Below are 22,063 nucleotides of genomic sequence, written 5' to 3' on the forward strand. Positions count from 1 at the left end.
TGGCAATATTATCGGGGGATAAATTCGGCAATAATGGCGCGTAAGTGAGGGACGAGATCTTTCTCAAACCATGGATTTTTTTTGATCCAGACGTTATTGCGCCATGAAGGGTGGGGAAGGGGAAGTACAAAATAGCCGCGTTTTTGACGTTTTTTGCTTAGTTCGCGCCAGTGGTAAACGCGCTCTGTTAATGTCGGATATGGGATATCAGGTATATGCCAATTTTGCGCGAAACCGCCCACCGCAATTACCCATTCAATTTGAGGCATATGAGAAAAGACTTGTTCATGCCATGTCTCACGACATTCGCGGCGCGGTGGCCGATCACTTTTTCGGGTATCGTAGCCAGGAAAGCAGAAACCCATAGGAATGATGGCAAAATAATTAGGATTATAAAAGCTTACTTCATCTACTCCTAGCCAATCACGCAATCTTTGCCCCGAACGGTCATAGAAAGGGCGGCCTGTTTGGTGCACTTTAAGGCCTGGTGCTTGCCCAGCAATGGCAATTTTTGCGTGCGGCGACAAAATGGCGACTGGGCGCGGTTCATGCGGTAAAGCTGGAAAATATTGAGGGTTATCGCGGCAAAGACGGCAGGTTTTAATCCTTTGGCTGAGAAAGGCTATGGCTTTATCTGGATTGGGACTTTTGGTCATCCTTGTTCGGTTTATCCTTATTGACTTTTGGAGCCCAACGGTGCTTTTTGCGCCAATCTTGAGGCGTTTCAAAGTGCAAACGCCATATGCCACGTTTTTGTTGCCGTGCTTCTTTTTCTTCTGTTTTGTAAGAATAGTAACTCACTGCAAAACCAGCACGGATCATCTCACGGTTGAGATCTGCAATGCTATTGGTTTGGCAGGTAGCTAGAAGGCGCCGGTACTTATCGCGCTTGATGCTTGTACAAGTCACGATTTGGTTGTTTATAAGTTTAACAAGGTATTCTTTGGCCCAAAGGCCACAGGGGTGGTCATTGCCTTTATTATCTTGGCACATCTGGTGCAATTCAGGTGCATCAATCCCCAAAAGGCGAATCTTTTGGCGATCAAGAGTGATGGAATCGCCATCGGTGATATAAGGTTTGCCTATGAGCGTTTGAGGAAAAGAATTGTGCGTTGATGGAGCTTTATAATTATACCATTCATAAAGCGCTGTTCCCAGAATGGCTAGGGCAATAAAGGCTCCATAAAGGGCAACTTCTTGTGATGAAGGCATGTAGCCGTTTTGTCTTTTGCCACGGGGGCGCAAGCGATACAGAAGCTGTAAAAATTTTAGAGGCATGCGCATGGGTTTTGATCTCTGGACTGTGGAGAAAAATATCCTAGCCTAGGTTGAATTCTTTGAAAAAGTCATTGCCCTTATTATCAATCACGATAAAGGCAGGAAAATCTACTACTTGGATTTTCCATATGGCCTCCATGCCTAGTTCGGGATATTCTACCAATTCTACTGTTTTAATGCAATCTTGCGCAAGTCGTGCTGCTGCACCGCCAATGGAACCAAGATAAAACCCGCCGTGGCGGGCGCAAGCATCGCGGACCGCTTTGGAGCGGTTGCCCTTAGCAAGCATAATCATAGAGCCACCAAAGGACTGAAATTGGTCAACAAAGGTATCCATCCGCCCAGCTGTTGTAGGGCCGAAAGAACCTGAAGCATAGCCTGTTGGGGTTTTTGCAGGCCCGGCATAATAAATGGGGTGTTTTTTGAAATATTCAGGCATAGATCCGCCTTGCTCAAGGCGTTCGCGAATTTTTGCATGGGCTATATCGCGCGCTACGATAATTTCGCCCGTAAGCGAAAGCTGTGTTTTAATGGGGTGTTTGGATAGTTCTTGCAAAATTGTTGCCATCGGTTGATTAAGGTCAACTTTCACCACATGGCTACTCAACGCACCTTCGTTGACTTCTGGCAGGTAGCGGGCGGGGTTGGTTTCTAATTGCTCAAGAAATACTCCGTCGCGGGTAATTTTGCCCAGTGCTTGGCGATCAGCTGAACAGGAGACGCCAATCCCAATGGGAAGAGAAGCGCCATGGCGCGGTAGGCGGATGACACGAACATCATGGCAAAAGTATTTCCCGCCAAATTGCGCCCCTACGCCTAGTTGTTGGGTGAGTTTGTGGATTTCTGATTCCATAGGGAGATCGCGGAAAGCATGGCCACTAAGGCTCCCTGATGTGGGTAGTTCATCAAGATAGCGGGCAGAAGCCAGTTTCACTGTTTTTAAATTCATTTCCGCTGAGGTGCCGCCAATTACAATTGCTAAATGGTAAGGCGGACAGGCGGCTGTTCCTAAGGAAAGAATTTTATCTTTTAAAAAGTCAAGCAAGCGGTCATGGGTTAAAAGTGAAGGTGTGCCTTGATAGAGAAAGGATTTATTGGCAGATCCTCCTCCTTTAGCAAGAAATAGGAATTTATAGCTGTCTTCACCTTCGGCATAGAGTTCAATCTGGGCGGGTAGATTGCTACAGGTGTTTTGTTCTTCAAACATAGAAAGCGGCGCTAATTGCGAATAGCGCAAATTTTTACGCTCATAAGCATTCAACACCCCTCGGGCTAAGGCATCAGCGTCTGACCCATCGGTCCAAATGCGGCGACCTTTTTTTCCCATAATAATGGCAGTGCCTGTATCTTGACACATGGGGAGGATACCGCCGGCGGCGATATTGGCGTTTTTTAAGAGATCATAGGCAACGAATTTGTCATTATCGGTAGCTTCAGGGTCATCCAAAATGTTAGCTAATTGTTGTAAATGGCCTGAGCGTAATAGATGGTTGATATCGGCAAAGGCGGTATCTGCTAAAAGAGTGAGGGATTCTCTTTTTATAAAGAGGATCTCTTCCCCGCGATAAATATCGCGTTCAATAGGATCAGTATCAAGCTTCTTATAAGTCGTTCTATCTGGGCCTAGGGGGAATAAGTCATATTTTTGATGGTGTGACATCTGAAACTCGCGGTCTTTCATCTATAATTTTGATATATATTATGTCTTATTTATAGAAAAGCATAGGGTTATTTTACAAGGAAATATCAAGCCGCCTAGGAACACAAAGCCCCAACACGCGGGGTGCTGAGGCTTTGTTTACAATACTTATTCCAAGCGGAATAGGGCTTATAAAATGAAGATATTATTTAATTTTTGTTTCTTTGAACTCGACATGTTTCCGAACCACGGGGTCATACTTGCGTTTCGTCATTTTTTCGGTCATCGTCCGGCTGTTTTTTTCTGTGACATAGAAAAATCCAGTATCCGCGGTGGATAAGAGTTTGATTTTGATCGTTGCTGCCTTGGCCATGATGGGTTCCTAATTATGCAAGAAATTTCCGTAAAGGGCTAAAGGGCCCACGCGGCGATTTTATGCAGAATTTACGGAAATCGCTCCAAAAGTCAAGAGCGCAATAAGATGAGGGTCAGTCGAAAAATCATCAAAAGGATATAAAAGGCAAAAAAACAAGCCATAGCAGCGGAAAAGCCAAAGGGAATGAAATGATTCATAAAGGTGCCTATCATGGTAGGGCCAATTAACATACCCATTCCATAACAGAAGATAAAGGCAGAATTGGCGGCGGAGAGCTCTGATCCCCGCAGGCGTGCTCCCAATTGAGCAAGACCCACGGTATAAAGACCAGCAGATACGCCCCCCAAAAGAAATAAATCTGCAACCAATAGCCATTTATAATAGGCGATCCACGGGACAAGCAGGGTTCCTATCAAACCAAGGCAAGCGCAACCTATCAAAGTATAGCGCTTATCACCTAGCCAATCGCTAATAAGTCCAATCGGCGCTAAGAGCAGCACATTACCTAATGCTAAAAATGCCATGAAATTAGCTGCTTCGCCCTCGCTATAGCCAAGACCAAGGCTAAAAGGGGAAATGAGGGTAAGCGCTCCCATTTGGATGGCTCCATAGATAAAGACGGCCATAGTGGAAGATGGGACATAAAAAATATAGCGTAAAAAGCTGGCATGGGTGCCCTCCTTGAATTTTGGGCTTTCTTTCCAAGCTATCACAGTAGGTAATGCGGCTAATGCAATGACAGTGCAACCTACCCCAAAGGGTAAAAAACCCATGGTGCCAACAAAGGATAAAAGCGTAGGGCCGGAGGCAAAGCCAAGCCCTAAGACAATAGCGTAGATAGAGAGGATAAGCCCACGCTTTTTAGCGGGGGCGGAACTATTTACCCAAAATTCTGATAGGATAAACAGGATGGACATCGCAAAATGAAGGAAGAAGCGTAAAAGAAACCATATTTCGATTGAAGAAAAGAAATAAAACCCTATAAAACTTATTCCCCCTAGGAGAAGCATAAGAAGAATAGACGTTACAACGCCCAAATATTTTGCGAGCGGAGAAGCAAAACCCGCCGCCACAACGGTGGCAACGCCGCCAATTGTCCCGCTATAACCAATGGTGGCGCTGGAAAACCCACGAGTCACCATAATAGTAGAAACCAGCTGGGTGCCAAGTCCTACTGCCACCCCGACGGCGCCAACTGTTGCTATCGCGGCAAAAAGCGCACGCCAATTGGTTTGCTCTTCTTTCTTGGTTAGCTCGGGTTTGCTGCTTTTTTTCTTCTGGATGTCTTCGAGTTTTTCACACTGCATGATTTGTGACATTCTAAATGTTATAATTAGCTAAGATCGAGGCTTTAGAAGTTGAGCCTATACTTTACCGCCTCTTTTTTCTCGTGGAGTGCAATTTTTTGATTTTGTGATAAGAACGACTAGCAATATTAAGGGCGCGTGGCTGGCTAATCATAGAAAGGCGTAAAGCGCCAGCGAGCGGTTGGACGTTTTCAATTTGCACTTCGACGCTATCGCCTAATTGAAAGCCTTTACGCGTGCGTTCGCCAATGAGGGTATGGCGCGCTTCATCAAAGTGATAATACTCATCTCCAAGGCTTGAGATAGGAATAAATCCATCTGCGCCCATGGGATCCACAGCTATAAAAAGGCCGGCCTTAGTAACGCCTGCTATCCGCCCTGCGAAGCGCGCGCCAATATGAGAGGCCAAATAGTGAGCTACTAGTCGGTCAATGGTTTCTCGTTCTGCCACCATGGCGCGGCGTTCACTCTGCGAGATATCACGGGCTATTTCTGTTAAATTGGCTTCTTGTTCGCAGGTAAGACCCCCTTCGCCCAAGGCAAGTGCTTTGATTAAAGCACGATGGATGATTAAGTCGGCATAGCGACGAATGGGTGAGGTAAAATGAGCATAATGCGCTAAATTGAGGCCAAAATGGCCAATATTATCGGGGCTATAATCCGCTTGCGATTGGGTGCGTAATACGACTTGATTAACCAAGTTTTGATGGGGTGTCCCAGTCACTTTTGTTAAAATGCTATTAAAATGCTGAGCTGTTAGCTTTTGCCCTTTAGGGGAGGGTAAGTTTAGGCTGTGCAAAAATTCGAGCAAGCTTTCTTGCTTAGCGAGGGAAGGTTCGTCATGGCAACGATAAATGAGTGCTTGCTTTGTTTCGCGCAAGCTTTGTGCTGCACACACATTGGCTTGGATCATAAACTCTTCGATTAATTTATGGGCATCAAGCCGCGGTGGGATGACAACATCTTGTACTCGACCAGATTCATCAAGAAGGATTTTGCGCTCTGGTAAATCAAGGTCAAGCGGTTGACGGCGCTGACGAGCTGCTTGTAATAAGGCGTAGGCAGCCCATAGAGGCTTTAACGAAGTTTCAAGAAAAGGGGTAGCTCTTTCGCTAGGCTGGCCATTAAGGGCTTTTTGTGCGTCTTCATAAGATAATTTTGCAGCTGAGCGGACCATAACGCGGTGGAAGCTGTGGTGAATTTTTTCACCCAGCTGGTTGAAAACCATGCGCACTGCAAGAGCAGGGCGATCTTCTCCTTCTCGCAAAGAGCATAAATCGTTAGATATGCGTTCGGGTAGCATGGGAACAACGCGGTCAGGAAAATAGACGGAATTACCGCGTTTACGCGCTTCTTTATCGATTTCTGTTTCAGTTTTTATATAATGTGCTACGTCAGCAATCGCTACATAGACAATTGCGCCACCGTGGTTGTCATTAGCTTTATCTTGGGTGGCGTAGACGGCGTCATCGTGGTCTTTTGCATCGCTGGGGTCAATAGTGATAAAGGGTAAAGTCCGCCAGTCCTCACGGCCTTCAAGAGAAGCGGGGCGTGCGTTTTGCGCTTCTTTAAGGACGGCATCGGGGAAAATATATGGGATCTCTTTGCTGATGATGGCGATCATTGAGAGGCTTTTTTCATTTTCAATATGGCCAAGGATATCGCAGATTTTACCGCGCTTTAAGCCATGTTGATGGCTGCTTGCTAACCTAGCACTGATGAGATCACCTTCGCGGGCACCTTTTTCAAGTGCATCAAGGATAATCATTTCATCCATTTTGCGATCAATGGGGATAAGTCGCCAACTATTATCCTCAAGCCTATGTAAAAGTCCCAATTGGCTAAGGCCATTTGAGGGAAGGGTACGAATAACGCGCCCTGTATAAGGAATGCTACTTTTATCTTCTTTTTTATTGCGGAAGATTTTCGCAAGAACACGGCTGCCCACTCCCAAAGTTGAACCTTTATTGTGATGGTGCGGGCGGATAGCTATCAGAGGTGGGGCTCGGTCTTTATCAAAAAATTCACCGCTTGGACGAGCGATGAATCCTCCTTCGCTGTCTCTTTGAAAGATCTCTAATACTGCTACGGGCGGTAGATCGTTTCGTGGGGTAAGTCTTTTGGAGGCGGATGTAATAGCTCCTTCCTCTGTCATACTCCGCAATAGCTCTTTGAGCCAGATGCGGTTTTCTCCTTTTAAATTGAAGGCTTTAGCTATTGCTCGTTTGCCTGCTTGCCCGGGATTTTTGCGAATAAAGTCAAGGATTGCTTCGCGGCTTGGCTGTGTTTTCGTGTGGCCGCTTGTGGGTTTTGTTGAGGGAGTATTAGAAGGCGAGTCGAAGGTCAAATTATGATTCTTTCTTCTTTTCTGTGGTTTTCTTTGTTTTTGTTTTCTTTGCCGTCGTCGTCTTTTTTGAGGCAGTTTTTTTAACCGCTACTTTGCGTTTTGGTGCTGCTTTGGCAGCTTTTATTGCTAATAAGTCTAAAGCTTCAGCGAGTGTTATGGTTTCTGCCGACCGCTCTTTAGGAAGGGTGGCATTAAGTTTTCCCCAATTCACGTAGGGGCCGTAACGGCCATCGCGTATGCTAATGGCTCCACCATCAGGATGTTCACCCAAATTGGCTAGTACAGAAGAGGCGATTCCACGCCGTGCGCTTTTTTCTGGCTTATTGGTCAATAGAGCTAGCGCCTCGTCAAGTGTTGTGTTGAATACTGCATCAGAATTGGGCAGTGTTGTGTATTGCCCGTTATGGAGAATGTAGGGGCCAAAGCGACCAAAGGCAGCTTGGATGGGCATATTTGTTTCGGGATGGATACCAACGGTGCGTGGTAGCGCTAATAATTTCAATGCGGTTGCGAAATCTATCTGGCGGTCGCGCCAATCGCGCGGGATGGAAGCACGTTTAGCTTCTTTGCCAACGCCGCGTTGAATATAGGGTCCAAAGCGTCCAACTAGGCGATTTATCTCTTCGCCTGTTTCAGGATCTTGGCCTAAAAGCTCTGTAGCTGTTGTTTTTTCTTGGTCACTTTCTGTGCCAAGCTGGCGGCTATAGTTGCAGTCTGGATAATGCGAACAGCCAACAAAAGCACCAAAACGTCCTAATTTTAGCGAGAGTTGTCCTGTTTTGCAGGTCGGGCAGCTTCGTGGATCACTATTATCTTCACGAGGTGGAAAGAGAAGTGGGGCTAAGGTTTCGTTCAATATATCAAGGACGTGAGACACACGTAAATCTTTAATATCGGCAACGGCTGCGCTAAAATTTTTCCAAAATTCACGTAAGACGTCCTTGAAAGCTAGTTTGCCATCGGAAATTAGGTCTAGTTTGTCTTCTAGTTCGGCAGTGAAATCATATCCTACGTAGCGATTGAAGAAGTTTTCTAAAAAGGCGGTGACAACCCGGCCTTTGGCTTGGGGGATGAGTTGGCGCTTATCTAGGGTAACATAGTCGCGCTCACGTAAGGTAGTAAGAGTGGAAGCATAAGTTGAAGGCCTACCTATGCTTAATTCTTCGAGCTTTTTTATAAGAGCTGCTTCAGAATAGCGCGGTGGCGGCTCTGTAGTGTGAGCGGTTGTGATGATTTCTTCTTTGCGCAGTGTGTCACCATTTTCCATGGCTGGCAAGCGTTTATCATCGCTTTTTTCGTTTTCAGTATCATGATGATCGTTATAGGCGGCTAGAAAGCCATTAAAACGAATAACTGAGCCTGTAGCACGCAAGCCTGCTACTTGGGTACCGTTCCGGGCTTCGATTTCTACCACCGTACGTTCAATTTCAGCGGAGAGCATTTGGCTAGCGATTGCTCGTTTCCAGATGAGGTCGTAAAGCTTGGCTTGATCGCTATCAAGATAGGAGCGTACCTGATCAGGATGGCGGTGGAAGTCAGCAGGACGGATTGCTTCATGAGCTTCTTGCGCATTTTTGGCTTTGGTGGCGTAAAAGCGTGGTTTATCAGGTACGTAATTTTTTCCAAAAGCATGCGCAATGGCGTTACGCGCCATGTCTATCGCTTCGGGCGCTATCTGTACCCCATCGGTACGCATATAAGTGATAAGCCCTGTAGTCTCACCACCAATGCTTATACCTTCATAGAGTCTTTGCGCGACTTGCATAGTGCGCGAAGCAGAGAATCCTAATTTAGACGAGGCGGCTTGTTGTAAGGTAGATGTGGTAAAGGGCGGTGCAGGGTTCCTTTTGCTAGGCTTTGCCTCAACGTTTAAAGCTTTGAAAGTAGCGCCTTCCAACATTTTATGAATTTTTTCAGCTTCTATAGCACTTGTGATACTGAGCTTCTCTAATTTTTTGTGTTCAAAATTTGTGAGGCGCGCTGTAAAGCTTTCTTGATCGGGAGTGGCGAGTTGAGCTGTAAGCGACCAGTAATCTTGGCGCTCAAATCGTTCAATTTCTGATTCTCGGTCGCAAATTATCCGTAGAGCAACGGACTGCACGCGCCCAGCAGAGCGAGCCCCAGGCAATTTGCGCCATAGAACTGGTGAAAGTGTAAAGCCGACCAAATAATCTAAAGCACGACGGGCGAGATAGGCATCAACTAAAGGCGTATCAATGGTACGAGGGTTGGCCATAGCATCAAGGACGGATTTTTTGGTGATGGCATTAAAAACAACTCGTTTTACAGTTTTGTCTTTGAGTAATTTCTTTTGCTTTAGCACTTCAAGGACATGCCAAGAGATTGCCTCGCCTTCGCGATCTGGGTCGGTGGCGAGGATAAGACCATCGGCTTCTTTGAGCGCTTTTACGATTTCGCTCAGACGTTTTGATGAAGCACTATCAACATCCCATTTCATCGCGAAATCTTCATCTGGCAAAACCGAACCATCTTTAGCAGGTAAGTCGCGTATGTGTCCGAAGGAAGCTAAAACTTTATATTCGCTTCCTAAATACATATTAATCGTTTTTGCTTTCGCGGGTGATTCTACTATAACAATATCCATGCGCCTTACCAAAGTTTATTTTGACTTTCTTTCACATGAACAGACAATAAGGTTTGGTCAAGGGTAAATCACAAAAAATTACGATAATGCAACTAGCAATTGCAAAATATGAAACTACACATTATTAATGTAAAACGTTGTTCACTGCTATTTGAATGCGAATAGTTAAAAATAGGTGAAGCGCGGATAGTATGTGAAAAATAGGTCAAGCGATACGCGGATATGAGTAGAAGAGGAGCCGTGTATATTTTATCAATCGGCTTCTCGCTTTGGTTTTTCGTTTCGCTATTTTTAGCGCGAAGGTGATTTTACATTATGAGATATGTCTGCGTGTTTAAAACGATCGTTCGCATAGTATCATATGGCGGAGCATAGGATCTAGGAGTGGGCTATGAAAGCAGATCGTTTGCAGTTGATTGGATATATCGTTGATATGTCAGAAGAATTAAAAGAAATGGCACGTCAATCCCAAAGTCCTCTTTTAGCCTTACTTTTGGAAATGGTAGCACAAGAAGGACGCGATATTTTGGAATCCGTCGTAACACCGCCGGAGGGGTGAAGGTTTTGCTATGCTAAAAGGTTTGGCGGCGGGAAAGGGTGCCGTTATGATGGCGGATAAGTTGGCCTGAGAGGTCAAGCTCTATTAAAGCAAGATGTAGCCTATGAAGCGGTATCCCACAACGGAGCGAGAGGGTTTCTTGGTCAATGGGTGTAGATGAAAGGGCGTTTAAAACTGTTTTATGGTCTTTTTCATTTCGTATGAAGCTGATTCTATCGCTTGGGAGGGGCGTGTTTGGTGTAGTATAAAGGGGGGTAGAAGTAGGAATAAGGGGCAGAAGTGTTTCGATGATATCGTCAGGGCTTGTAGCAAGGAGGCCCCCTTCTTTTATTAAATTATTGGTTCCGGCGGCGCGTGGATCAAGTGGTGAGCCGGGGATAGAGAAAACCATGCGTCCAGCTTCCCCTGCCAAGCGCGCCGTGATAAGAGAACCAGAGCGTAGTGCAGCTTCTACTACTAAAAGCCCTAAAGACAAGCCGGCGATCAGGCGGTTACGCCTTGGGAAATCTGCATGGCGGGGAACCCAGCCCAATGGCATTTCGCTTATGAAGACGCCGCCTTTATCTAGTATATCTTGATAAAGCCTATTATGCTCTGGTGGGTAAATATGGTCGACCCCACCAGCCATTACAGCAATTGTTCCAGTGGTAAGGCTTGCTTGGTGTGCACAGGCATCAACGCCCCGTGCAAAGCCTGAAACAATTGTAAATCCAGCTGCGCCTAGGGAATGGGCGAAGTGTTGGGCGATTTTCTTTCCCCCCGTCGATGCATTGCGTGCACCCACAATACCGATGCTGGTTTTGGTAAATAAGGTAGGATCACCGCGAACCGCTAAGAGAGGCGGAGGGGCGGGAATTTTGCGCAAAAGGGAGGGGTAATCGGGTTCGCATAGGGCGATGAAGCGTATATTAAGCGCAGATGCGGCCTTTAATTCCCGTTCAATATGCGCTCGCTGGGCGATACGAATGGGCCGTTTATGGTTTTTCTGATGGATAAGGGCTGGAAGGTGGGTAAGAGCTTCTTGTGCGCTATGGTAAGTGTATAAAAGATTATAAAATGTAGCGGGGCCTATGTTTTCGCTCCGTGCTAATTGTAGCCAACAAAGACGCTCTTCTTCACTGAGGGTTTTGACCTCTCTTTTCATTATTCTTAGCTCCAATTTTAGGCTCTTGCCCTTGCCATAACCGGATAATATTGCTTTTGTGCTTCACAATGATGATGCATCCCATAAGTGCTAGAGTCAAACTAGCGGGAATATTATGGCTATAAATATAAACAAAAATGGGTACGATGAAGATAGCGATTAAGGCGGAAAGGGAGGAATAGCGTGTAATTAGGGCGATGCTAATCCAGCTTAGAGCGAAGGCAATAGCGCTTAGCCAAGATAGGCCTAAGCACACCCCCAGATAGGTCGCTACACCTTTGCCGCCCTTAAACCCTAACCAAAGAGGAAAAATATGGCCCAAAAAGGCAAGAAGTCCAGCCAAAAGACTGATGATTTCTAGATGAGGAAAAAGGATTTTACTCAAAATTAAGGTTATAGTTCCTTTGAGGACATCGCCCAATAGGGTGAGAGCAGCAAGCTTTTTATTGCCAGTGCGTAAAACGTTGGTTGCTCCAATATTACCAGAGCCGATTGCACGTACATCTCCCATACCGGCAAGCCATGTGAAGATAAGCCCAAAGGGAATCGTACCGATGAGATAGCAGCAAAAGAGAAAAAGCCACGGTGTGGGCTCATGGAAAGAGGGAAGAATCATAATACCTCGCTTTCGTGGAAGAAAACGCGGTTTCCGGCCACCCATGTTTCATGAACACGACCCAAAAAACGGGCATTTTCAAAACAGCTATTTTTAGCACGTGAACGTAATTGATCCAACTTTAAAATCCAAGGGTCCTCTAAGTCAACAATTATAAAGTCGGCATCTGCTCCTTGTTGTAAGGTACCTTTATTGAGGCCGAATTTTTTGGCTGGCGCGTAGCTTAACAGGTTGCTTAGCTGAAGCAGGGATAAATGTTCCTCATGATAAAGACGCAGAGCGGCGCTAAGTAGCGTCTCAAGGCCAATTGCGCCCGCTATTGCTTCTTCAAAGGGCAAGCGTTTGGCATCGACATCTTGTGGGTCATGAGAGGATACAATCATATCCACCGTTCCATTTTTGACTGCTTCAATCATAGCAAGGCGGTCGTCTTCATGGCGCAAGGGAGGAGTAAGGCGGAAAAAGCTACGATACTCATTAATATCATTTTCATTCAGCGAAAGGTGGTGGATGGAAACAGCGGCGGAGATTTTATCGCTTTTTTGTCTGGCGCGAGCAAGTGCTGCTACTGAGAGTGCGGTTGAAACTTGTGAGGCATGATACCGGGTATTTGTCATTAAAGCGAGATAAAGGTCGCGTTCTAAGGGGATGACTTCAGCTTCACGCGGGATGCCAGGCAGCCCGAGCCAGCTAGCGAGAAGCCCCGCGTTCATAACCCCCTGACCCGTGAGATCAGCATCTTGTGTTTCAAGCATAAGGGGTAGATCAAAATCGCGAGCATAGGTCATGGCTCGTCGTAAAAGGGACGGGCTAGCAAGGGTATGACGCCCCTCGCTTAGGGCTATGGCTCCCGCTTGTTGCAAAAGCCCAAATTCTGTTATTTCCTGCCCAGCAAGACCACGGGTGATGGCGGCGGTAGGATAGATATTGACCAGCGCACTAGCTTGGGCGGTTGTGTAAATAAAGTTTACCAAAGCGGTGTTATCAATGACAGGGTTTGTGTCTGGCATGAGTATAAAAGAGGTAACGCCTCCTGCAACTGCAGCTTGTGCTGCAGTGACCAAGGTTTCACGGTGTTCTTCGCCCGGCTCACCAGTAAAGACTCGTGCATCGACAAGGCCGGGGAGGATGGTTTTGCCGTTTATATCAATAATCTCTGTCCCTTCTGGTGCGCCTTGGTGCAGAGCATCGCGCCCGGCTGCGAGGATAGTACCATTTTCAATAAGAAGAGCACCTATTTCATCAATTTGAGAGCACGGGTCAATAATACGTGCATTTTGAAAAAGAACGGGTTTCATTACTGTGTTTCCCTTGACATGCTTTGAACCTTTTGCAGACTTTTAGCGGCGGCGTTATTAGGATCAAGCAAGGCTTCCATCACTGCCATGCGTACAGCCACGCCCATTTCCACTTGGGTTTGGATAAGGCTTTGGGCGCTGTCAGCGATATCGGAGGCGATTTCAACTCCACGATTCATTGGACCAGGATGCATGACAATGCAATTCTCTTTGGCGTAGGTTAGTTTGCTTTTATCTAGACCATAATAATGATAATATTCACGGATTGATGGGATGAAGGCGTTCGCCATGCGTTCTGTTTGCAAGCGTAGCATCATTACCACATCAGCCCCTTTTAGGCCATCGGCCATCTTATGATATACTTCTACGCCCATATTTTCGATAGCGCTAGGTAAAAGGGTAGAGGGGGCGATAACCCGTACTCGTGCACCTAAAGTATTGAGGCTAATAATGTTAGAGCGGGCAACGCGTGAATGAAGAATATCGCCACAAATGGCGATGGTAAGTCCTTCGATTCTTCCTTTGGCGCGTTGAATGGTCAGAGCATCTAATAGGGCTTGAGTCGGGTGCTCATGCGCTCCATCTCCAGCATTGATAACCGCACAGTCGACCTTTTGTGCCAAAAGCGCTACAGCGCCGGCTTTTGCATGCCGAATTACCAGAATATCCGGGCGCATAGCATTTAATGTCATGGCGGTATCGATAAGGGTTTCGCCTTTTTTAAGGGAAGAATTGCCTACCGCCATATTCATGACATCGGCTCCTAATCTTTTTCCAGCAAGTTCAAAGGAGGACTGAGTGCGCGTTGAAGCTTCGAAAAAAAGGTTAATTTGCGTGTAGCCACGTAATGCGCCACTTTTTTTGGAGGATTGGCGAGAAATGGAAACATTGGCATTAGCGCGATCGAGAAGGGTTGAGAGATCGCTATAGGTTAGTCCTTTCATTCCAAGCAGGTGGCGATAAGGAAAAGGAGGGTAGGCACGATTTTGGGGCATAGTTTCACTCATATTAAGACGTTGTGGTATGGTAACAGATATTTTTTGTAATTTGTAGGGGCGTAAATATTCTGGAATGAGCGTATGGGTGGCCGCTTTTATGGAAGGTGCTTCAAATTTATGCGCAAAGTGCATTGCGTGGAAGGCAAATTGTTATAAAACTGCTCTAGATGATTCGAATATTGGATAGAGCCTGTGAGTAATTTAATGCCCCCCCATACGACACGAAAAAATGCCTTTTTGAGTGATGTGTTGTTATTTCGTCTTGCAGCGCAGCTACCTTCTGGACTGCTTGCTGGCTTTGAAGATGTAGGGGGATTTGTTGCTAGCCGTGAGGGGCGTGATTTGTCTCGTCTTGCTAATTGCTATCGGCCCCGTTTGCGTCGCGAGTGGGAGCGAGGCGGTTTTGTAGAACAATTAGAGCAACATCCCTCTTATCATGCTTTACAAAGGCGTTCGCGCCAAGTAGGGCTTGCATCTTCTTTGTGGGAGGAGTCGGGAGCAGAAAATGGTTGTCGCTATCAGGCGCGGGCGGTACGTTTGGCTTTGATAGCCGGTTTAGAAACGGGCCATTTGAATGAAATTACTACGTTGAGTGCGGCTTCAGCTGTATTGCTAGGTGAGGCAGACCTTTTTCACAATTGGCAAAATATTTTGCTTTCGCGTCAATATGACTTTTCCTCGCGGCCGGCTTTACAAAAGAAAGCAGGCTCTTTAGCTTGTGCTTTTACTGATGTGGAAGAGCAAAGTCGTCCTTTAGTAAAGGCCGCTAGCGCTCATAAGATTTCTTATGATGATACCACCAATCGCGACCTTTATCGTATCAATGCTAGTAAGACGAATATTATTCAGCCCATGGCCGATGGCTATTTCGTTAGTGCTGACGTAGATGGGTATCTGAGCTGTTTCCTTGTGCCGCGTTTTCAGGAAAGCGGGGCGATGAACGGAATGATAAGGGTAGAGCATTTAATTGATCGCGCGGGCGAACGCTCTGTAGCTGAAGGGCAGGTTACATTTTTTAACAGTCATGGATGGCTGTTGGGGCAGGTGGGCGATGGAGCGCGCGTGATTAAAGATATGGATACGATGATTTGTTTTGATCATGCGGTTATTTCGGCTGGGGTATTGCGCGCAGCTTTACAATATGGGGTGGATTTTTATCGTGAATCTTCACCAAAATATGTGCTTTCGTCTCTGACGGAGCGTATCTTTGCTGATATTGCTTTGGATGTGGCAGGAGCGCAAGCTTTAGTTATGCGTCTGGCAAAGGCATTTGATAAAGCTGCTCATGATCGTAGCGAGGCTGCTTTTGCTCGTATTATGACGCCGATTATTGCTTGTCATATTAATCAGCTTGTTGTTCCTATTTTGGGTGAAATTATTGCCCAGGTGGGGGATAGCAGCTTTATGGAGGGCGGTCTTTTGGCCCAAATGTTTTTTGATGCACCTGTCCGTTTGCTGAAAGGGCGTGGCGGTAATGATCTGGTTGGCGAAATCGTGCAAATGGCTCATAAAGCGCCGGGGCTGTTTCAGCAATTATTAGAAAAAATTGCAGCTGATATTGGCTCCGCGGGTCCTGGTACGGTAGGCATTTTAAAGACAGCAATCCAAGTTGCAGCTACCGATGGGGGAGCAGGGCGTTTGTTCGTTGAGCAAATGGCTTATGCTGCTTCGGCGGCGGCTCTGAGCCACTGTGATATAGAATCTATCACCAACGCTTATATCGAAAGCCGGTTGGGAGGACAATGGCGATCCTCTTATGGAATGCTCAGTGCGCGCCACAATGCTGGGCAGATTTTACAAGCGCTTTATCCAGCCGCTTAAGGCGTGGGCGGTAGGTTTAGTTTTAATCTCTTGCCTAATCGCGTCTTAAAATATGCAAGCGGTCAAGCGCTCCTTGGAGGATAAAGGCGGCGGCAGCGGCGTCAATGCGTTGGTTGCGTTTGGAGCGCGATACATCCATACTGATCAGATTGCGCTCTGCTGCTACGGTGGAAAGACGCTCATCCCATAAGATGAAGGGGAGGGTAGTATGGGCAGCCATGTTACGCACGAAGGTACGGGTTGATTGGGCGCGTGGGCTTTGACTACCATCCATATGAAGTGGTAAACCAATGACAATGGCGCCCACATTTTCTTCTTTTAAGATTTTAATCAAGCTGCGGGCATCATTGCTGAATTTTGTGCGCGCTAAAACTAAGCGGGGGTGGGCAAAGTGCAAGCCAATATCTGACACGGCAATCCCAATGGTTTTGCTACCCAAATCAAGCCCTACTATTGTTTGTTTGGGCGAAAGATAATCAAATGTTTGCGTGATATCAATAATGGCCATATCTGTTCTATAAGGTGAGTTTAGGAGACATATTATGAAGCTAACTTGGTTTGGGGTATCCTGCTTTGCGAGTAGAGGTAAGGCAAGTCGTTCTTTAAAACAAAGGTTATGATTTAACGGCTGGTGCTGCCGATGTGACTCAAATCGCTTTGGCACATGGTCATATGAACCATATTGGTGGCATAGTAAAGCTCGCAAATGAGGTCAATGTTACCGTCATTGCAAACTCAAATTAACGCGTTGTCTAACAAGTGAAGGGATAGAAAAGGTTATTAGCGGTAATATTGGCATCACTTAGTTGATGGACGATAACGAGGAAACTAGCGCTTTATAAGTAAGAGGCTATTGGACGCGTAGGGCATATCAATTTGAAGCACAATATGAGATTAGATTCTGAAACATTTTTCTGCCATCACTACCGATTTAGGGCGAGTTATATAAGGCTTCTCCGGAAATAGAAGGGGTGGCTGAGATCTTTTTTACGAATCTGCTCATTTATCTAGAATGGGGGAAAATGTCCACTATACCGTTGATATGCAATGTTTATTGAATACGACCACTGGCGTGGGCTAGCATAGTATAAACTTTGCCTGTATCTGTAGTTAGATATTTTTGAACTGTTTCGTTACTATTTGTTTTTTCAGCAATATCACGCAAAATCGTTTCAAATTCTGCAATATATTTCTGGACAGATTTTTTGAACTCTAAGTCGGCGCGGTATTTGGCGCGGATTTTTTCAAAAATCTGTATACCACGTTCGGTGTAGAGGGCGCCCATGTGTATATTAACCCGCCCGCGGCGATAGCGCTTCCATAAGGTTACTGCCGATTCATGACGAATAGTTTCAGCAATGACCGCTCCCAGTCCACTTAATTCTTCTGCTGTTTGTTCAACCAAGACATCATTTTCCGTTTCGGTTATGGTCTCGTTGGCCTGGGTCGCACGAGGCGTTAAATGTTGATATTGTGTATTGGCAACAAAGGCGTTGTCTGCTTCGGGTGTATTTTCTGCCTGCGAGGCTCGAGCCAAAAGGTCAGAAACCCAACTCGGTTTTTGTGCACGCACAGATGCGTTGGTTGCTTCTTCTGGTACAAGCGGGGCAATGGCGATAGGTGCTGCTTGTATTGGTTGTTTTATGGTATTTTGTGAAGCAATACCAGTCAGTTGTTTTAATGCTTCGATTTGGTCACTGATAGCATTACGCATAGCTTTTGTAGTTGCTTGGGTTTGGTCGGGTAAGGTTTGCAACGCATTTGCCATTTCTTGGCGAGCTTCTACCAAATCGTTACGTAAGCGATCAGCCGATTGGCGCATGGCATGTGTGGCTTCGCTAAAGCGTTCGGTCGCCTCACTAATCAGCGCTAGTAAGCTTTCTTTCATAGCTTGACTATTAGCGCGGGTTGTTTCATCCCCTTGCTCCAAAGCAGAGGCAATGGTCTGTTCATAATAGCCAAGCGCTTCGTTAATTTCGTGTGATTTTGCAATTAACGTTTGGTTTAACGCATCAAGTGCAGCTTGTTTGCTATGCAAATTTTCGCTCAATCCTTGGTGAGAGGTATCAATGGCAGCTAAAACTTGCTCTAAAGTTGTGGTATGGGTCTGAAACCCTTCATGCATGGCACTAATATGCTGAAAGGTTTGTTGCAGAACTTCGATATTGGTTTGCAATTTTTGATTAGATAATTGTAGATTATCGGTGAGATTTTCAGCATTTTGTTGAAGGGAACGCACAGTAGCATTTAGATGCCCATCGGCTTCACGCGTTGTATTAAACAAGTATCTACCGCTTTCATGAATGCTTTGTGCTGTTGTTTCAATTTGATTTAATAAGTCCCCGATATGGTTGGCGAAATCACTTTTAAGGGCAAGCATATTTTGCAATGTTTGTTCATTACGCTTTTCTAAGGTTTGCAATAAGTCTTCATTTTGTTGTTGGATTTTTTGTTGACTTTCTTGAGTGGCATAATAGATTTTTTCGCCCAAACTTTGTGCCAAAGTGCCAAAATTTTCGCCAGTTTGTTGAGCCGCATCGCCTAGATAAGTGGTTAGAGTATTTAATTGCTTAATCTGACTACTCATTTTGTTGATGGTGTTGTCACTGGTTTTTTCAAAATGCGTTCCTGCTTCATTTAACTGTAGAGCTAATGTGGCCTCAAAATTTTGCGCTATTTCTTGCAGAAGGTTAGAACGATTAGTTAGTGATTGCTCTATCGTTGCTACTGAAGTTTGTAAACTCGTATCCCAGTCCTTTTGTTGTTGGCTTAAAAATGCTGCTGCTTGTGTTACACTTGCTTCAAAGTTGGACTGCACCATTTGTCCAGCAGCCTGAATGACTTCCGCTTGTTCTTGACTCTGTTTACTTACAATAGTGCCGGCATTTTCGGTAGCACTGATTAAGTGTTCGCCCACTTGCTCTACACTTTGGGTGATACTTTGCACCACGTCTTTACCCGTATGTTCAAGGATCGTTTGCGCTTGCATATGGATATCTTGAAAAGAGGCTAAAATTTCTTCCCCCGAAGCATCGATCTGAGCTGCGACTTGACCGCTTTGCGCACTTAAAGATTGAACAAGATGTTGGGTTTTTTCGCCTAATAGGGCATTAGCTTTTTCAACTTCATGCTCTAAGGTGGCAGAGACTTCACTAACGGCGCCTTGTAAACGTGTTTCTAAGGTCTGAGAAGATGTTTCAAGACTGCGGCGTGCCTTTTCAGCACCGTCCTGCAACATGGCTTGAATTGATTGGCTTCGTTCTGCGAAAAGCGCGGTTTGGTTATTAAAAGATTGATCAACTATCTCATTATAAGCGCCAAATAAATCTTCCATGTGTGCGCATTGTGCTCCCAAGTGGGCGCTACGTTGATCAAAAGTTTGTTCAATATTTGAAAGAGCTCGGGTAAGCTGGCTTTCAACGGTAACTCCTTGTTGTGCAATATCCTGGGTTTTGTTATCCAAGACTGTGCTTAATGCGCCAATTTGAGTCTCTATCGTTTCATGCAGTGCATTCGTTTTGATTGTTAAAGTCTCATTCATGGTGTTGATTTTGTTATCAAACGTTTGGTTTAGTATGCCAACTTTGCCATCTAGGTTAGTAAGTAATGCTCCGCCTGATTGTGAGAGGCTTTGGTGTAAAAGAGCAATGTGTTCTTCAAAGCCTTTCAGATGCTCAGCAATGGAGGCTTTAATTTGGCCATTGCCATTTGCAAAGGCTGTTTCTAGTACGTGAGTGTGCTCGCTCAGCGCTCCATCAAGCTGGGTGTCGCTTTTTTCAATCAAATTGCGTATGGTTTGGATACGTCTTTCAAGCTCAATCCCTTGGTTTGCTAGTACTTCATTAAGAGTAGAACTGTTAATCGCTAAAGAATCACGCAAAGCATCAGCGCGTGTATCTAGATTTTTTGCCTGTGTATCTAAGATATCTTTTGTTGCCTCATAGCTTTTTGTTAGCGCCAATTGCAAAGTTTGGGTGTGCTCTACAATCCCTGAAATATGGCTGCGAGTTTGGTTGTCAAAAGCCGAGATGTTTTGCGATAAAACATTCTCAATCTCTCCCGCATGGCCAGACAATCCATCAATCTGATTTTTAATCGCTACTAAGAATTTGTCTTTTTCTGCTTCGAATATTTCAGCCAGCATTGTGCGGCTATTTTCAAGCTCACCGCTGAATTCTTGTGATTTATCTTTTAGACTTTCTCCAATGGATTGGTTAAACTTGTCTACTTGTTCGGATAATAGTACCCCCGTTTCATCAATGCTAGCACGCAAGTCTTTTTGGCTACGCTCAAAACTATGGGCGATATCAAGGCTGCGTGCTTTCAGGGTTTCATCAATTTCAAGTGCGCGAGCTTCCAACATTGTATCAAGCGTTTTGGTATGCGCGCCTAAGGATTGAGCCCGTGCTACAAAAGATTCAATGATTGAGGTGCTATGATCGCTTAAACTTATATCTACTTTTGCAAGGCGTTTCTCAAAAGCTTCAATGGCACTGTTGGTTGTGTCGTCTAGTTTCTCAGCTAAAGTTTCCTTTAGATCATCAAGACGTAAAAGCTTTTCATCGAAATTGGCAAGTGTTTGGTTGCCGCGGTCAATAATAGCATCATCCAAATGCTTAAGGCGCGCGTCGAAATCATCAAGCGCGTTTTGTGCAGCATGCCGCATGGCTTGGGCTGTTTGTTGGGCTAACAATTCAGCGTCTGTTGCGCTTTCATGGAAAGTTGTCGTTAATAATTTGCCGTTTTTATCAAATACTTCACGCAAATTACTAAAGCGCTTTTCTAGATTATCAAATAATCGTTCATTTTGCCCTTCAATATCACGAGCCGTATTGTTGTAGCGTTCTACTAATTCTTTTGTAAGGCCATTACCCGTATAGCTTAATTTGGCGATCAGTTCTTCGCCCTGTTTTTGTAGCGTTTCGGCTAGAGTTTTGGCTACATGACCCACATCGCTGGCAATGGTAGAGGCAATAGCACCAAATTCTTCATTAAGTTGATCTTGGGTACTTACAATCGTCGATTGTACGCGCGCGGCGTGGTTTAAAATTGCTTCGCGTTCATTGTTGAGCTCTTTCATTAAAGTGTGGATGCGCGATTCATTTTCGGCATAAGCGCGCTGAAGGTTTTGTACTTCACCTTGCATAAGCGCCTCAAGTTCTACTGCGCGCGAAAGGGTGCGCTCAATGCCTTCATTCATTAAGGCGACCTCTTGACGCACTGTATGGCTGACAGCCATCATTTGTTCGCTTGAGGCGCTATAAGGGTCACTGATCCGCAGTGCCGCGTCGGTTATCATTGAGGCAATATTTTGCAATTGTGTAGCCCGCTTGGCCAATTGGGCAAAACTCCAAAATAGCAGAATTGGCGCCAAGGTACCGGCGGTTATCATAAATCCGGTGGGTGTTATTAAAAAATTGCCAATAGCGGTAAGTGAACTAAGGCCTGCAGGCGCCAAATGATTAGCTATAAAAGCGCCTCCTGCGGCCCATAGGCTGCTTAACGCTGTGGTGCCCCAATAAAGGCGTGATACCGATTGTTCGGGGTGTAGTTGAAAGAGCGAAGGGCGAATCCCCTTATCATTGGTTGTATCATTAGCTGCATGCAAATTTATGGAGGGGGAGCCTTCAACAGTACCGCCTGTAGGAGCCTGTTTTGGCGTATTTATAACGCTTGAGTTGACAGCACTCGCGCCCGCTTTCTGAGGCAGGTTGGAAGTTATTCTTTCAACTTTTTCCTGGGCAAGTTCCTTAGCAGCTATAGCAATTTCTTCGGCTAGATGTTCAGGATTGGTATCTAAAACAGGCATTTTTTGTTTAGCGACGGGCTCGGCATTAACGCTATTAAAGTCGAAGTCAAGCGCTTGTTTCAAGGCCTCCTCTACCTCTACTTCAATTTTTTTTATTTTTGTTTTGCGTGCCATACTCGCCTCATATTCTATCAATGAAAAGGCTACACCCTTTCTTAACGCATTATGATATCATTTGCCTGTCTAAAGAACGAAACATATTTTTACAAATGTTTGAAACTTTGTAATTAAAGTTAACGCTTTGGTGTCTTGGCAATTATGAAGCT

At 45.4% G+C, this 22,063-nt stretch carries 15 protein-coding genes; 2 read left to right on the forward strand and 13 right to left on the reverse strand.

From position 1 onward, the window contains the following. Window positions 1-8: 8 nt before the first annotated feature. The 7 genes from ACK28X_RS01025 to topA all read right to left on the reverse strand — a co-directional run bounded on the left by ACK28X_RS01025 (window position 9) and on the right by topA (window position 9,552). The gene (locus ACK28X_RS01025) at window positions 9-656 is read right to left on the reverse strand and encodes a uracil-DNA glycosylase family protein (protein WP_412057851.1); all 648 of its coding nucleotides are present in this window, start codon (window positions 654-656) and stop codon (window positions 9-11) included. Further along, window positions 631-1,284, reverse strand: coding sequence for a thermonuclease family protein (locus ACK28X_RS01030; RefSeq protein ID WP_412057852.1), 654 nt, complete (start codon window positions 1,282-1,284; stop codon window positions 631-633). The genes ACK28X_RS01025 and ACK28X_RS01030 overlap by 26 nt, the downstream gene beginning before the upstream one ends. Before the next feature lie 34 nt (window positions 1,285-1,318). After that, on the reverse strand, window positions 1,319-2,938 hold the full coding sequence (locus tag ACK28X_RS01035) for a fumarate hydratase (RefSeq protein ID WP_412057853.1): 1,620 nt from the start codon (window positions 2,936-2,938) through the stop codon (window positions 1,319-1,321). Between the two features lie 184 nt (window positions 2,939-3,122). After that, entirely contained in the window at window positions 3,123-3,290 is a 168-nt protein-coding gene (gene rpmG / locus ACK28X_RS01040) for a 50S ribosomal protein L33 (protein ID WP_412057854.1), read from the reverse strand. A gap of 92 nt (window positions 3,291-3,382) precedes the next feature. Further along, window positions 3,383-4,612, reverse strand: coding sequence for an MFS transporter (locus tag ACK28X_RS01045; protein ID WP_412057855.1), 1,230 nt, complete (start codon window positions 4,610-4,612; stop codon window positions 3,383-3,385). 52 nt (window positions 4,613-4,664) lie between these two features. Continuing rightward, window positions 4,665-6,947, reverse strand: coding sequence for a ribonuclease R (gene rnr, locus ACK28X_RS01050; protein ID WP_412057856.1), 2,283 nt, complete (start codon window positions 6,945-6,947; stop codon window positions 4,665-4,667). Between the two features lies 1 nt (window position 6,948). Beyond that, window positions 6,949-9,552, reverse strand: coding sequence for a type I DNA topoisomerase (gene topA, locus ACK28X_RS01055; protein WP_412057857.1), 2,604 nt, complete (start codon window positions 9,550-9,552; stop codon window positions 6,949-6,951). Window positions 9,553-9,943: 391 nt separating this feature from the next. Here topA and ACK28X_RS01060 point away from each other — a divergent pair, with 391 nt between their 5' ends. Beyond that, window positions 9,944-10,111 carry a hypothetical protein gene (locus ACK28X_RS01060; RefSeq protein ID WP_412057858.1) on the forward strand — a complete coding sequence of 56 codons (168 nt, stop codon included), beginning with the start codon at window positions 9,944-9,946 and terminating at the stop codon, window positions 10,109-10,111. A gap of 13 nt (window positions 10,112-10,124) precedes the next feature. Here the strand turns inward: ACK28X_RS01060 and dprA are convergent, their stop codons facing one another. The 4 genes from dprA to ACK28X_RS01080 are packed head-to-tail and all read right to left on the reverse strand — an operon-like array spanning window position 10,125 to window position 14,164. After that, window positions 10,125-11,255 carry a DNA-processing protein DprA gene (gene dprA, locus ACK28X_RS01065; RefSeq protein ID WP_412057859.1) on the reverse strand — a complete coding sequence of 377 codons (1,131 nt, stop codon included), beginning with the start codon at window positions 11,253-11,255 and terminating at the stop codon, window positions 10,125-10,127. Further along, window positions 11,227-11,871 carry a glycerol-3-phosphate 1-O-acyltransferase PlsY gene (gene plsY / locus ACK28X_RS01070; RefSeq protein ID WP_412057860.1) on the reverse strand — a complete coding sequence of 215 codons (645 nt, stop codon included), beginning with the start codon at window positions 11,869-11,871 and terminating at the stop codon, window positions 11,227-11,229. Before plsY ends, dprA begins: the two co-directional genes overlap by 29 nt. Next, window positions 11,868-13,169 carry a dihydroorotase gene (locus ACK28X_RS01075; RefSeq protein WP_412057861.1) on the reverse strand — a complete coding sequence of 434 codons (1,302 nt, stop codon included), beginning with the start codon at window positions 13,167-13,169 and terminating at the stop codon, window positions 11,868-11,870. Before ACK28X_RS01075 ends, plsY begins: the two co-directional genes overlap by 4 nt. Further along, window positions 13,169-14,164, reverse strand: coding sequence for an aspartate carbamoyltransferase catalytic subunit (locus tag ACK28X_RS01080; protein ID WP_412058253.1), 996 nt, complete (start codon window positions 14,162-14,164; stop codon window positions 13,169-13,171). Before ACK28X_RS01080 ends, ACK28X_RS01075 begins: the two co-directional genes overlap by 1 nt. Before the next feature lie 195 nt (window positions 14,165-14,359). Between ACK28X_RS01080 and ACK28X_RS01085 the strand changes: the two genes are divergently transcribed. Further along, the gene (locus ACK28X_RS01085) at window positions 14,360-15,988 is read left to right on the forward strand and encodes an acyl-CoA dehydrogenase family protein (RefSeq protein ID WP_412057862.1); all 1,629 of its coding nucleotides are present in this window, start codon (window positions 14,360-14,362) and stop codon (window positions 15,986-15,988) included. 34 nt (window positions 15,989-16,022) lie between these two features. On the opposite strand, the gene ruvX is transcribed toward ACK28X_RS01085, so the two are convergent. Together ruvX and ACK28X_RS01095 are read right to left on the reverse strand one after the other, a co-directional pair. Beyond that, window positions 16,023-16,496, reverse strand: coding sequence for a Holliday junction resolvase RuvX (gene ruvX, locus ACK28X_RS01090; RefSeq protein WP_412057863.1), 474 nt, complete (start codon window positions 16,494-16,496; stop codon window positions 16,023-16,025). 543 nt (window positions 16,497-17,039) lie between these two features. After that, entirely contained in the window at window positions 17,040-21,911 is a 4,872-nt protein-coding gene (locus ACK28X_RS01095) for a hypothetical protein (protein ID WP_412057864.1), read from the reverse strand. Between the last annotated feature and the right edge of the window lie 152 nt (window positions 21,912-22,063).

This window comes from Bartonella sp. DGB2 (assembly GCF_046843095.1).
GTDB lineage: Bacteria > Pseudomonadota > Alphaproteobacteria > Rhizobiales > Rhizobiaceae > Bartonella.

Coding starts and splice junctions, on each gene's coding strand:
- ACK28X_RS01075 (WP_412057861.1), bottom strand. CDS start 13,169: ATGAAACCCGTTCTTTTTCAAAATGCACGTATTATTGACCCGTGCTCT.
- ruvX (WP_412057863.1), bottom strand. CDS start 16,496: ATGGCCATTATTGATATCACGCAAACATTTGATTATCTTTCGCCCAAA.
- ACK28X_RS01035 (WP_412057853.1), bottom strand. CDS start 2,938: ATGTCACACCATCAAAAATATGACTTATTCCCCCTAGGCCCAGATAGA.
- ACK28X_RS01030 (WP_412057852.1), bottom strand. CDS start 1,284: ATGCGCATGCCTCTAAAATTTTTACAGCTTCTGTATCGCTTGCGCCCC.
- topA (WP_412057857.1), bottom strand. CDS start 9,552: ATGGATATTGTTATAGTAGAATCACCCGCGAAAGCAAAAACGATTAAT.
- plsY (WP_412057860.1), bottom strand. CDS start 11,871: ATGATTCTTCCCTCTTTCCATGAGCCCACACCGTGGCTTTTTCTCTTT.
- ACK28X_RS01060 (WP_412057858.1), top strand. CDS start 9,944: ATGAAAGCAGATCGTTTGCAGTTGATTGGATATATCGTTGATATGTCA.
- ACK28X_RS01045 (WP_412057855.1), bottom strand. CDS start 4,612: ATGTCACAAATCATGCAGTGTGAAAAACTCGAAGACATCCAGAAGAAA.
- dprA (WP_412057859.1), bottom strand. CDS start 11,255: ATGAAAAGAGAGGTCAAAACCCTCAGTGAAGAAGAGCGTCTTTGTTGG.
- ACK28X_RS01095 (WP_412057864.1), bottom strand. CDS start 21,911: ATGGCACGCAAAACAAAAATAAAAAAAATTGAAGTAGAGGTAGAGGAG.
- rpmG (WP_412057854.1), bottom strand. CDS start 3,290: ATGGCCAAGGCAGCAACGATCAAAATCAAACTCTTATCCACCGCGGAT.
- ACK28X_RS01025 (WP_412057851.1), bottom strand. CDS start 656: ATGACCAAAAGTCCCAATCCAGATAAAGCCATAGCCTTTCTCAGCCAA.
- ACK28X_RS01080 (WP_412058253.1), bottom strand. CDS start 14,164: ATGCCCCAAAATCGTGCCTACCCTCCTTTTCCTTATCGCCACCTGCTT.